The organism is Paenibacillus sp. NAIST15-1 (genome assembly GCF_001894745.1).
Lineage (GTDB): Bacteria > Bacillota > Bacilli > Paenibacillales > Paenibacillaceae > Paenibacillus_B > Paenibacillus_B suaedae.
The window spans coordinates 376,896-389,822 of record NZ_BBYF01000005.1 but is presented as its reverse complement, the minus strand read 5'-3'; the positions used below and the strand labels follow the sequence as shown (position 1 = coordinate 389,822).

General features: G+C 46.6%; 12 protein-coding genes. 9 read left to right on the top strand and 3 right to left on the bottom strand.

Features of this window, described 5'->3' with window-relative positions; translation table 11 throughout:
• Window positions 1-26: 26 nt before the first annotated feature.
• On the bottom strand, window positions 27-881 hold the full coding sequence (locus PBN151_RS14780; protein WP_021256016.1) for a divergent polysaccharide deacetylase family protein: 855 nt from the start codon (window positions 879-881) through the stop codon (window positions 27-29).
• 166 nt (window positions 882-1,047) lie between these two features.
• Here PBN151_RS14780 and PBN151_RS14775 point away from each other — a divergent pair, with 166 nt between their 5' ends.
• Together PBN151_RS14775 and PBN151_RS14770 are read left to right on the top strand one after the other, a co-directional pair.
• Window positions 1,048-2,187, top strand: a complete 1,140-nt coding sequence (locus PBN151_RS14775) for an amidase domain-containing protein (protein WP_072729584.1) — start codon at window positions 1,048-1,050, stop codon at window positions 2,185-2,187.
• The gene (locus tag PBN151_RS14770; RefSeq protein WP_227774683.1) at window positions 2,180-3,739 is read left to right on the top strand and encodes an oligosaccharide flippase family protein; all 1,560 of its coding nucleotides are present in this window, start codon (window positions 2,180-2,182) and stop codon (window positions 3,737-3,739) included. The genes PBN151_RS14775 and PBN151_RS14770 overlap by 8 nt, the downstream gene beginning before the upstream one ends.
• A gap of 93 nt (window positions 3,740-3,832) precedes the next feature.
• Here PBN151_RS14770 and PBN151_RS14765 read toward each other — a convergent pair whose 3' ends face one another.
• Entirely contained in the window at window positions 3,833-4,129 is a 297-nt protein-coding gene (locus PBN151_RS14765) for a phosphatidylinositol kinase (RefSeq protein WP_072729582.1), read from the bottom strand.
• Window positions 4,130-4,301: 172 nt separating this feature from the next.
• On the opposite strand from PBN151_RS14765, the gene PBN151_RS14760 reads away from it, so the two are divergent.
• The 7 genes from PBN151_RS14760 to PBN151_RS14730 all read left to right on the top strand — a co-directional run bounded on the left by PBN151_RS14760 (window position 4,302) and on the right by PBN151_RS14730 (window position 12,055).
• The gene (locus PBN151_RS14760; protein ID WP_072729581.1) at window positions 4,302-5,483 is read left to right on the top strand and encodes an NAD(P)/FAD-dependent oxidoreductase; all 1,182 of its coding nucleotides are present in this window, start codon (window positions 4,302-4,304) and stop codon (window positions 5,481-5,483) included.
• A 35-nt stretch (window positions 5,484-5,518) separates the two neighbouring features.
• Window positions 5,519-6,382, top strand: a complete 864-nt coding sequence (gene sigJ / locus PBN151_RS14755) for an RNA polymerase sigma factor SigJ (protein WP_072729580.1) — start codon at window positions 5,519-5,521, stop codon at window positions 6,380-6,382.
• 136 nt (window positions 6,383-6,518) lie between these two features.
• On the top strand, window positions 6,519-7,058 hold the full coding sequence (locus PBN151_RS14750) for a MarR family winged helix-turn-helix transcriptional regulator (RefSeq protein WP_072729579.1): 540 nt from the start codon (window positions 6,519-6,521) through the stop codon (window positions 7,056-7,058).
• Between the two features lie 130 nt (window positions 7,059-7,188).
• A complete protein-coding gene (locus PBN151_RS14745) occupies window positions 7,189-7,671 on the top strand; it encodes a hypothetical protein (RefSeq protein WP_072729578.1) in 483 nt (160 codons plus the stop codon).
• 3 nt (window positions 7,672-7,674) lie between these two features.
• On the top strand, window positions 7,675-8,541 hold the full coding sequence (locus PBN151_RS14740; RefSeq protein ID WP_072729577.1) for an NmrA family NAD(P)-binding protein: 867 nt from the start codon (window positions 7,675-7,677) through the stop codon (window positions 8,539-8,541).
• Window positions 8,542-8,747: 206 nt separating this feature from the next.
• Window positions 8,748-10,298 carry a DNA-binding protein gene (locus PBN151_RS14735; RefSeq protein ID WP_370510425.1) on the top strand — a complete coding sequence of 517 codons (1,551 nt, stop codon included), beginning with the start codon at window positions 8,748-8,750 and terminating at the stop codon, window positions 10,296-10,298.
• 143 nt (window positions 10,299-10,441) lie between these two features.
• Window positions 10,442-12,055 (top strand): bifunctional metallophosphatase/5'-nucleotidase, encoded by a 1,614-nt coding sequence (locus tag PBN151_RS14730; protein ID WP_072729576.1) that lies wholly within the window; start codon window positions 10,442-10,444, stop codon window positions 12,053-12,055.
• Window positions 12,056-12,308: 253 nt separating this feature from the next.
• On the opposite strand, the gene PBN151_RS14725 is transcribed toward PBN151_RS14730, so the two are convergent.
• Window positions 12,309-12,926: a L,D-transpeptidase family protein gene (locus PBN151_RS14725; RefSeq protein WP_227774699.1), complete on the bottom strand. Its 618-nt coding sequence runs from the start codon at window positions 12,924-12,926 to the stop codon at window positions 12,309-12,311.
• Window position 12,927: the final 1 nt, after the last annotated feature.

The window sequence follows — 12,927 nt, the reverse complement described above, 5'->3', positions numbered from 1 at the left end:
GCCCTATTCTTGGGTTAACACACTTGTTATTTCCGCGGTGCATTACTCTTTAATACAGAGGCTACTTTTTTGAACTGGATATTTTCTTGGTTCATTTTGACCATCTGATCTTTAAGAACCTCTGCTGTAATTCTCCCGCCAGCGCCGACATGCCCAATTGCAATACATACATCATGACGGCGGAAATGCTCGCGCATTAGCATGAACTGCTTATGAACAGCCGCCTTCGTATGTACATCATCTAGGAAGATGTGATTCTCTAGGCTGGGAACCTGCACCTCGCTTGCGATCTTGCCAACAATGCTGCGAAAATTAGTATGGCTGTCCACGAAGAAAAGCCCACGTTCTTTGCATACTTTCAACACATTTCGCATAACACGCTCATCAACTGTAGCCTTAGAACCCATATGATTGTTCATGCCTATGGCGTGGGGGACATTATCGATAGCTGCATGTACCCGTTTCTGAATTTCAGCATCACTCAGATCCGTTGTTATTGCTCCAGGCCCAAGCCAATGTTTCTTGCCTGACAATGCTTCCATCGGCATATGAACGATAACATCATGACCAGCAGCATGCGCACGCTTCGCGTCTCTTTCTGTACTTGGCATGAAGGGCATAACAGCGACAGTTACTTTATAGGGCAGCTCCATAATCTCTGTAGTACCCTTGGCGTTATTCCCGAAATCATCAATAATGATCATTGCCGTTTTTTCTCCGTGCTGCCGATCGGATAAGGATTGTACGTCAACAGGGAATAACGGCAAGCTAAGGAATGCCACTATAAGGCTAAGGGCAATCCGGCATGACAAGCGTTTATTTACATCTTTCACATCAGCACCTGCTTTCTTGCTTGCTTCAATGATATCCTTGCTTATCATTGTTTATCGAAAACGTACAAACCATGCTTATTATTTTTTAGCAGAATCAGTTATTCGATGCAGGGCATAGTAAAAGGGTGCTGTATTTATGTATTTCACGAGCAGGGTGCGAAGTTTATGTGGTCGAAGTGACAAAAGGAAAAAGAGGGAGGAGTTTGTCGTTAACATGTATAGATGGTTTGTTATCCCTATATTCGTTATCGTTTGTGTTGCTGTATCCTCCATACCGCAATACGCATTCTCCGCAGAACAGCAAACAGTAGATAATGAGCTTACAACATTTATTCAGCAATTATTTGCGAATCGAGCCAAATATTTACTTCGTCAGGAAGATGGGTTGCTCCGCGATTTTTATATGCCTGAACGCGCATCAAGCATGAGGGCGATGAAGCATGAACAGATGCGTGCACAATATGTACAAACGTGGGTCAAGCATAGGCAACTTCAATTGGCGGATGCTGCTAGCAGCCCAAGAGTAATTCGGGCGAAAAAACGTAATGATCAGGTATTTGTCTCCGCTGTAGATTCATTGCGTCTCGGATATACGTACAATCAACCGTCAAGTCAAGTCGAGCACTTCGGGATAGGTACGCGGCATGCGCTTACCCTGATAAGGAAGAATGGATCGTGGAAGGTACTACGAGAATGGTATTTAGACCCTCTGGAAGAGAATCCTGATCTAATCCCGAAATTAACCGAGTTACCGCGCAATTCAGCGTCTAATCGGGTTAATGCCAAGACAAACCAAGCATCGGGTCTACATTCAACTTCAACTCGCTACAACCGTGATAAGGCTATTGATTATGCGAATAAATACGCAGGAATAGCTTGGGGGGCTGGTAACAATCATCGCTACAATCCCAGATATCGGGATTATACCGGGCAAGGAGGGGATTGTACGAATTTTGCTTCCCAATGTATTGGCGATCAAGAAGGCGGCGGATTGCGCATGAAGGGTGGATGGCATCACTATCGCTCAGGAGGCAGTAAAGCATGGGTACAGACCGATGCTTTCAAAAACTTCCTCCTATACAGCGGGTACGGCAAAGTCATCAAAAAAGGAACCTACACTACAATTGTCCAGACCAGCAATCAGCATCCAAACGGCGCTTGGGCTGGTCTAAAGGCGGGAGACCTGATTGGGTACGAGCTTAATGGCGATATCGATCATTTTTCGATTGTAGTTGGCTTTGATGCTCAAGGTTACCCGCTCGTGAATTCACACACTGCCGATCGTTACCGAGTACCTTTTGATCTAGGCTGGGATAAATATACGAAGTACTGGCTCATCCATATTCGTGATTAGCTTGCAGAACTGGTCAGCACTTCGGCACATACCTCGTCCACTCCGATCATACAATGATGAGGACAAGAAGGAGTGGTCGGAAGGTGAACGAATGTTGTTGTCATCACTCGTAAAGCAAACTGCACTTCGAAGTGCAGTTCTCGTCATTGGTAAAGGAATAGGCCTTGCAGGCAGAGTAGCCATAACAAGAATGCTCGGTGCAGAAGGCATTGGGTTATACCAGATTGCCTATTCCTTCTTTGGCATGGCCTTGATGGTTATTTCCGGAGGGTTGCCTACTACGCTCGCCTTATTCACAGCGAAGCAGACTGATCGAGGTTGGAGGGTATTCCAGCTTTTATCCGTTTATACTGCATTGATTGGGATGGGGCTCGCATTTTGGACACAATACTATGCGAACAACATTGCTGTGCTAATTGGAAATGTTGAACTTGCATGGGCGTTGCGAGCCCTAGCCCCGGCATTAATCGCTGTACCACTTCTCCAATTAGCACGCGGTTATATGCAGGGAATCCGCAGCTACGAAGCGATTTCCTTGTCCGAATTAACGGAGCAAGCAGTGCGGATTACGGTACTGATTACTTTCGTAAGCCTGTACGCGGCTCAAGGAGTAGGTCGAGCCATAGGCTACGGGTTGTATGGCACGACGATTGCAGCTATTGCTGCGTTTTTGTTTTTAACGATATATGCATCTTCCACACGGCGTGCGGCGATAATGATCACATATTCCCCATTGAGCAAAGAAGGGTTAGGCCTTTTTCTAAGATCCTCCTTCGTTATCGGTTGCACGCGAATGCTTGTACCACTTTCAGACTTCATTGACTCCATCCTTATTCCGAACAGACTGCAGGCTGCAGGGTATTCTATATCAGATTCAATCGCGATGTATGGCATTATTACAGGAATGGCTGCTGTCATCGTCTATATGCCGACGATGATAACGGCCTCTGTCTCTTATACAGTAACGATGAAGATAGCAGCGAAGCACGAAGCAGGCATGGAGAGCGGGCGCGATATCGAACGAATTCTCCGATTTGTCTGGACATGGGGAATCATTAGCGGACTTTTTATTTTTCTGTATGCGAAGGAAGCGGCAATACTCCTATTCGGCGTGGAAGCTGCAGCAGAGCCTATTCGATACCTATCTGCAATCCCTCTTATTGTTGGGTTGCGTGAACTTACCACGAGTATTCTGTGGGCCCAAGATCGCAAACGGATTCCATTAACGGGACTTGCACTGGGAATCGGCCTATCCGTCTTGCTTCAATTCGTTATTGTCGCAATTCCAGGTTTTGGGTACAGAGGCGCCGCGATTGGAATTCTTCTTATGGAAACGGTAGCCGTTCTGTGGAATTTGCATGCGCTTCGGAATGCTAACGTAACCTTATTCACAATTAAGTGGGTAGGATGGGATCTCATATTGTTTTCTTGTATCATGTTTGTCCTCATATCGCCCTTTATTAAGGAAGGGCAACTAACATTGATTGTTCTAAGTGCACTTTTCTATTGGATAAGCGCAGCTTTCCTTATCGCTATAAGATACCGCAAGTAGAAATTTACTGAATGAAAGCGAGTTAGGGGAGCCCCCTGTGTTCCATATCATGTTAGAAATTTACACAGGGGCTTGATTTTGTTCTCATCAGGACTACAGAAAGAATGGGAGTAAAAATAAGTCATCAATGAACCCAAATGGGATTCGTCGAGGGAAAAAGCGGCGTCTAGGGAAAAAACCAGGCTGAAACCCAAATTGTCTGTAAACGGAAGGTTGTGTTGGCATGCCGCTCATTTGCGTCATCATTTGATCACTTGGAATGGCAAGTGTTAACCCATCTTGATCGACATGGGAGATAAACCCATCATGATACATATTGTCTTTCGTACGAATACCTACATAATTGTTTACACAATTCCAACTCACTTGATGATAGTAATTAGGATCCATAAGTGCCTCCTTGTAAATATCAGTCATCTCAGCATCAGTCTATCCGCGAATCCCCATATTGCTCACGGCTATAGCCCAATTTCAATAGAAACAATACAATTCCATTCTCTTCTGTCACAAACAGCTGTGCTATGTCGTTCTATGTGCAAATCGATCTTAAGGAGAGAAGCACATGAGAGAACAGACATGCATCATTATTGGAGGCGGCTATGCCGGATTAAATGCTGCACACGCGATGTCAAGTATTATGAAGGGCATGAAAGACTCCTCCCTTCATATTTTTCTTATTGACCAGCATGCACATCATTTGCGTAAAGTACTCCTTTTCAAGCCTACCGCCACAGACACGGCCATTACGGTTCCATGGTCGGATGTATTGCCTAGCAGAGTTACATTCATTCAAGGGAGTGTTACTTCCATACAAGGAGCCAACGAGCATGTACTATACGAAGGTCGGGATGGCCAATTACATCGCATCTCCTATGACTTTCTCATTGTTGCTCTTGGGAGTACTATTCGTAAACCGGCTGAAGAACAAGGAGGAATTGCGCTTACTCATGAACATGCAGCATTGCAGATCCAACAGCAATGGCGAAGCAATATGCAGAAGGCGGCAGGAATACAAGATCAGCTCGAACGCAAGCGTCTCATGTCGGTTGCTGTAGTAGGAGCAGGAATTAGTGGCATTGAGGCTTCTGCCGAATTAGCTTACGCAATGCGGATGGAGGCTATTGAGCTCGGATTAGCTGCGAATGACGTTCGAGTTTCTTTAATAAATGCGCAGGAGCGGTTATTCACCGAAGGCCCCTTGAAGGTAGCTGCCAAGTTGGAAGCTGCACTGAACGAGTTAGGTGTTGCTGTAATTCACCACAGTCGAGCAAGTCATGCAAGGGATGGTATGCTGCACCTTGATGACTGTGATCCGCTGCCAGTTGGCTTATGTATTTGGACACTGGGACTTCAGCCTAATCCAGTCCTTCGTTCACTTGGTTTACCCGTAACTGAAGAAGGGAAAGTCATCGTAGATGCAAGTTATCGAGTTCATGGCCTCCCGGGAGTATATAGTATCGGTGATTGTGCGCATATCGTTGACCCGAAGAATGGTAGACCAGATCGTATGACATGCAAGGAAGCTATTCCACAAGCGAATCGGCTAGCCAAAATCATAGCAGCAGACATTGCTCATCGTCCTGCGCCATTACACCAGTCTTATATGGAGTTATTTTGTATTGGCCTAGGTCCAGAAAGTGGATTGGTGTGGTGCCGGCAATGGGGAATAGATTTCGTACTGACAGGCAAGCTCGGATGGAAGATACGAAAGTTCACCTGGGATTCTGCTAGTTTGATAAAATAATGGCATCATTTGTGATTACAAGGGAGAAGGACAATATGGATACGACAGAACTTTATCATCAATATAAAGCACTGCTGTTCACACTTGCCTATCAGTTGACTGGTTCAACTGTTGACGCAGAAGATGTTGTGCAAGAGGTATTCGTCAAAATCCATAAGTTGAACGGAAATGAGCTTGAACAACCGAAGGCATATTTGTGCAAAATGGTTACGAATCAATGCTATGATTTGCTAAAATCAGCTCAGCGCCGACGAGAGCAATATTTCGGTACTTGGCTGCCAGAGCCTGTTGCGACAACCTACGAGGATCCGATGAATTCAATTGTACGTTCTGATTTGCTATCCTACGCGATGCTTGTGCTGCTTGAACGATTAGCGCCTGTGGAACGCACGATCTTCATCTTGCGTGAAGCGCTCGGGTTCGACTATCCCGCAATTGCACAAATTGTGAATAAAAATGAGGCGAATTGCCGCAAGCTGTTAAGCCGAGCCCGCAATAAGATGGGAATTTCGGAGGAGGAGCCTATCCCTCATGAGCTGGCTAGTGAGGAATGGGTAATGCGTTTATTACAAGCACTGAGGTCGAATAGCGTGGATGCCGTCGTGTCTCTGCTGCACGAAGATATCGTTGTTCTGTCTGATGGAGGCGGTAAGGTGTCGGCTGCTGCACATCCAATTACAACGCCAGAACGAGTCGCACAATTCCTCATCGGACTTATGAAGAAGACTGCCCAACAAGAGTTCCCTACGCATTACGAATTTTCCTCTATTAATGGGCAAGCGGGAATGATCGTTCATACCGATGGACGACCCGACACCGTTATCCTGCTGCATTCGGAGGATGCTGCCATTCGCAATATCTATTTCGTACGCAACCCAGATAAGCTTGTACGACTCTAATTGTGGATATTTGCTCACAAATTTAATTCTAGGCTGAGAGCCGATCCCTCATTTGCAGAAGCATCTACACGTAGGCGAATCGGCTCTATAATAATAAAGAGTTGACAACAGTATAGTTAGGAGCCATACTATATACATGACCAATCAACCATTATTTTCTAATGCCAATGAAACCGCACCTACACTCATTCAATCCAAGCGGCAGATTGATCGCTACAACCTCGACGTCGACGCACAAGCCATTCTTGTTGCTGCTCGTTTAATGGAGGCTGGCGCGAAGCTAGGACATGCGGCAGAAGTTCATTTCTCCAGATTCGGACTATCAACAGGTCGATATCGCTTGTTAGCCGACTTGGAGGACAATGGAGGAGAGGAGCTGCCATCGCAATTAGCCAACAATCTCGGTGTGACTCGTGCGACTGTCACTGGATTAATCGATACTTTGGAACGCGATGGTCTCGTCTCTCGGCGTGCTAGTGCATCAGACGGTAGGCAAAAGTCAGTTGTTCTCACAGATCAAGGAGCTAATAAGCTCCGTGAGATGGCACCGGAACATTTTGCAAGGCTGGAAGCCATGGTAGGACTGCTTACTGCTGAAGAGCGCACCGTGTTTCTCGACCTGCTCGGAAGGGTTACCGAAGGAATTTCAGCACTTACCGCGGAATGTATTGATTAAACAGACACATCGAGTGAGCGTGAATGGGGCTAGTCCTGACTAGCCCTCCTTTCTGCCCATATAGTTAGGAACCTAATTATATGGGTGTAGGAGTGATTAATTTTTTTAACAGAAAGGGTGAAGACAAACATTGAACAGATCAGATGATGCAAGCAAGACCAAGAATGGATGTAACGCGATAACTAAGCCTTCTGTTCTCTGGCGCGATATCATGATAGCTTATGCTGCGCCGGCGTTGATGGCCGGGATTGGAGGAGTGGTGATCGGTGACCAGATTCTGTTCATTGCCGCCTTTACTTCGATAGGAGGGACATCTGCCGTAACAGCATGGTTCATTGGTCGTTGGCTGCAAGATTGGGGATTACATACACAATGGTTGAACAGGTCGCATCTTCTTGTCATTGCAATGATATTCGCCTTTCTAGGAGTAGCAACAGGGTTGCTGATAGCTTTGGTTGTTACAGAACTGTCGATTTATGCATTTTCACAAGAGATTGCATGGTTGGATCGGGTGTGGATAGATTTTCCTCTATCTGTCACGATAGCGAGCACAACTACAGTATGCCGCTGGTATAAGGCAACACACAAACATACATCGAACAGGAGCGTGTAAGATATGATCGTAGTAATCGGTGCAACAGGAACCATCGGCAGAGAACTGCTAAACAGTCTGATTCAAGCAAACGTACCCGTACGGGCCATCAGCAGAGAGCCGGACAAACTCCGGATTCAATTGGGTGCGGGTGACCATAGACAGGTGGAGATTGTCCAGGCAGATGCATCCGACGCATCAGCATTGCGCTCTGCATTTCAAGGGGCGAGCCAACTTTTTATGTCCATGTCGAATAGTCCAAGACAAGTGGAATTAGAGAGCACTATCATCCGAACGGCTATCGAAGCCGGCATTGAGCATATTGTAAAGATTTCTAGCCCGCTCTATAACGCTCTTGCACCAGTTGAGATTGCCAGATGGCATCTGGAAATTGAAACCTTGCTCAATGATTCAGGTATTTTGCATACCGTATTGCGACCCTATGCTTTTATGCAGAATTTACTTCGATTGACTGGGCCGATTCGCAAGCATAATGCCTTCTACGGCTCAATGGGGAGCTCAGCATGCAACTACATCGATTGCCGAGATATTGCGGATGTCGCCGCAGAAGTGCTGACGAATCACAAGAAAGCAGGACGCATCTATACACTCACTGGTTCAGAAGTGTTCAATTACGAACAGATTGCGGCCAAATTCACAGCAATGCTCGGTCGTCCTATTACGTATATCAACATGGATTCGAACACACAGCGCCGTTCCTTAATGGAACAAGATCATATGCCGCTATGGCTTGCGAATCACGTTGTAGAGATTCAAGCCATGTCAGCGGTCATTCCGGAGCATCCTACAGATACAGTTGCTCGATTGCTTGGCCAAGCACCGAGAACGCTCGATAACTTTCTCGAAGAACATATCGGCCTATTCCAGTAGTAGTAGATGCATTTCGCCGCTTTTGATTTCTTACTTATACCAGTTGTAATATTTTCAATATAATTCATAAATATTGATCGATTAACATAATCTTCGCATGAACATAAGTTTCCCTTAACATACGAGCCCCATAATAATGTTGAACGGAGAGGTACAATCCCCCGCATCACAAAATGAGGAGGCGAAGAAGAATGAATATGCTAACTGTGTTGAAACGCAAATGGTTCAAAGTTGTACTTGCTGCATTAATCGCACTACCCACGTTGTCCTTGGGAGCAGGGTCTAACGCTTATGCGGAGGGGCCAGCCGATCCGGCGCCGTATATCACGGCAAAGGGTACACCGAACGGCAAGAAAGTATTGTTCGATAACACTCATGGTCAAACGGCTGGCGCAGCAGACTGGGTAATTGATGGCGGCTTCTCAGATTTCGCTAACGGCATTGCAGACAAAGGCTATGAGGTTAAGGAATTGCGCAAGTCGACGCCAATCACTTATGATGATCTGAAAGATTATCAAGTGTTTGTTATTGGCGAGGCCAACATTCCGTATAAGACATCCGAGCAAGCAGCAATGTTGCAGTATGTCAACAGTGGGGGCAGCATCTTCTTCATCGCAGACCATTACAATGCGGATCGCAACAAGAACCGCTGGGACGCTTCTGAAGCATTTAACGGTTACCGCCGTGGAGCATGGAGCAACCCAGCACAAGGGATGAGCACAGAGGAGGCCAACTCAGCTGCTATGCAGGATGTTGCAAGCTCCGATTGGCTGTCCGACAACTTCGGTGTTCGTATTCGCTACAATGCACTCGGTGACATTAATGCTAACGTGATTGTCGATCCACAGCAAGCATTCGGCATTACGAATCAAGTAAGCAGTGTTGCCATGCATGCGGGTTCAACGGTTGCAATTACAAATCCGCAAATTGCGAAAGGCATCGTGTACTTGCCTGCGGTAAGCAGCAGCCAGAAATGGCCAAATGCAGTAGATCAAGGCGTATATAACGGAGGCGGTGTCGCAGAAGGGGCTTATGTATCTATCTCGAAGGTCGGGTTAGGGAAAGCCGCTGTCATTGGTGATTCCTCTCCAGTAGAAGATGCAACACCGAAATATTTGCGCGAAGAGAATGGACAGACGAAAAAAACATATGATGGCTACAAAGAGCAGGATGATGCCGCACTGCTCATGAACCTTATTGACTGGCTTGCCGAGCAGGAGTCATACACAAGCTTCACACAGGTGCCAGGACTGCAGCTTGACACACCAACTGCATTGCTGCCGTTCGAGACACCGCAGCTCAGTACAGAGCCGCAGCCTGAGCCGTGGGCAGCACCTGCAGCGGGCTACAAATGGTGGGACTCTTCCACATTCAAGAAAGGCTCATATGGCGCTCCAAGTGGGGGACAGAACCCATCTGGCAATCCTGCGATGACACATCCTGCAACGGTAACTGCAGCCACGCCATTCAATGTAACGATTACAGCAGGCGGATTAACGCCGAACAGCAGCATTACGCTTCAAATCGGCGTATACTTAACGGGCGGGCAGCAAGTCGGTCAAGTGCAGCAAGATAATGGCAGTTGGCCTACCGGATATGGCTATAATAGCTTCACACTTACAGCGGATAGCACTGGTACTGCCGTGAAGACAATCCAGGTGCGAACACAATCAGGCAAGAGCGGGGCAGCCAGCATTCGTCTCCGCAAGGATAGCAGCAATGTATATCAGACTAATCCAATTACAATTGCACCTTAAGCTATAAATGTCATGAATTGTCTGACATAGCTAGATCGTATAGAGAAGTCCCGGCGGGGTTGCCAGGGCTTCTCTATCCTTTCTTTCGAAAGACACCAGCCAAGATAGGATAGATGCTTCCAACACAGATGAGGAGAATCCATATGAGCAATGAAACAGCAGTACCTCTTCACGAAAACAGTGATTCCTGCATAGTAGCCATCATACATACAAGTGACATTCACGGAACCGTTATGCCTTATCGTTATGCGGATCAGCAGCATATTGAAGCAGGGTTAGCCAGAATGGCGACCGCTATTGACACTCTGCGCCATCAGTATAAGGAATCTGTACTGATCGACAATGGCGATCTGCTTCAAGGCACACCGCTAACCTATTATCATGCTCGCATACAACCAGAGCTGCCTAATCCAATGGTCGCCTGCATGAACCAGATCAAGGCGGATGCTGCCGTCATCGGGAACCATGAATTTAACTATGGGCTTCCCTATTTGAAGCAGGCGATTAAGGAGTCTCAATTTCCATGGCTCAGCGCAAATCTGCTTCGGGAAGAAGACGGAAAGCCTTACTTTGGCAAGCCCTATATTGTAAAGGAGTATGCGAATGGACTTAAGATCGGCATACTGGGCTTAACAACCCCGTATATTCCGAACTGGGAATTGCCGCAGCATATTGCAGGAATTTGCTTTGAAGACGCGGTTGATGAGGCGAAGCGCTGGGTGAACATTCTTCGAAATGAAGAGCAGGTTGATCTCGTTGTCGTATCCTATCACGGCGGTTTTGAGCGGGACATGCGTACTGGCGAATTGACAGAGGCAGATACAGGGGAAAATCAAGGCTATCGAATTTGCATGGACGTTCCCGGAATCGACATCTTGTTAACCGGTCATCAGCACCGAAAGATTGTAGATGAGCAAGTGAACGGGGTATGGATCGCGCAACCGAGCTCCCATGGGCAAGGAATCGGATTCATGGAGCTTAGCATGACCAAGCTTGAGGGGAAATGGGCACTAGAACAATGTCAATCTCAGTTCATTTCTGTAGAGGGAACAGTCCCGGACGAACGTATCTTGGAAGCGATCCATGACATCGAACAGAAGGCTCAACACTGGCTGGATCAACCGATTGGTACTATGGAAGGCAATATGTTGGTCGATGATCCGTCGCAAGTCCGGCTTGCAGACCATCCGTTGATCGCATTCATTAATCGGGTTCAAATGGAATACGGATGTGCCGAAATATCGAATACCGCTCTCTTCGATGATAGTGCGCCAGGATTCTATGGAGAGATTACGATGCGACAGGTGCTGGCCAACTATATGTATCCGAATACGCTAAGAGTCATTCGCGTCTCGGGTCAAGATATTAAGGACGCCTTGGAGCAATCTGCCTCTTATTTTGCATTATCGGAACAAGGGAATCACATACAGGTTAGTGAAGCATTCTTATATCCGAAGCCCCAGCATTATAATTATGATATGTGGTCAGGCATTGAATATGAGATTCAAGTCTCACGACCGATAGGACAGCGCGTTACTACGCTAACCGTTGGTGGCTCGCCAATTGAGATGAAAGCTGAATATGATGTGGCTATGAACAATTATCGAGCCGGGGGCGGGGGGAATTACGTCATGTTCGCCAATAAGCCAATTGTTCTTGATCTGCCGACAGATATGGCTGAATTAATCGTGGATTATATTAGGAAGCGGGGAACCATTACAGCCGAGTACAGTCATAATTGGAGAGTTGTCTTGTAGGATTTGGAGCAAAATACCATCTTTCAAATCCGAACAAAGGTTATGACTACGAACTAAGGGAGGCTGATTGAACAGCTTCCCTTGTTTTTTGGGATTCACTCACTTAGAAGCATTTCGCAACCGCACATTCGGATATTCGCCGACATGTAAAAGAAACAGCATGCACCCTATCGTCTCAGAATGACGATAGGGTGCATAAGCAGTATCTTGGAAGCATCCTAAAACAGCTAATGTGAAGAGTGCAGACCCACGGTCATTCTACCAATCCAAGATGTACATAAATAGGGAAGGAAACAACGCCATTTGGCTCTAGATGGTGATCGCGTTGATAACGCTTGAGGGCCTGCGTCGTGCTTGATCTGAACTTGCCGTCACACCTTCCTGTGTAATATCCTGCACTTTGCAGCCTCGACTGAATCAATTGCACATCTCCGCCAACATCACCTTCCGCTAAATCGCGTGGATTATGCCTCAAATCACCCAGTGCATGTCCCATAATCGTTACTTTCGTGCCAATCGGAATCATCTCATACAATTCAATAACATCTTTATTGCGCATACGAATACAACCATGACTCGCGTGACGTCCAATGGAATAGGGCTTATTGGTACCATGGATACCATAGTATCCCCATGTCACATTCAAGCCGAGCCAACGAGGGCCGAATGATGGCCCCCAGTTCTCCCCCTTAAATATGATACGGAATTCACCCGTGGGGGTTGGGGTAGCGGGATCACCAACTGCGATATGATAAGACTTGATTGTCTTGTTATGCTGTTGCACAACAAGGCGATGAAGGTGGGGGAAGATGATGATCGAGTAGTCATCTCGCTTCGATTCAACGGTATTCAAAGGTTTTGCTTCAACCATA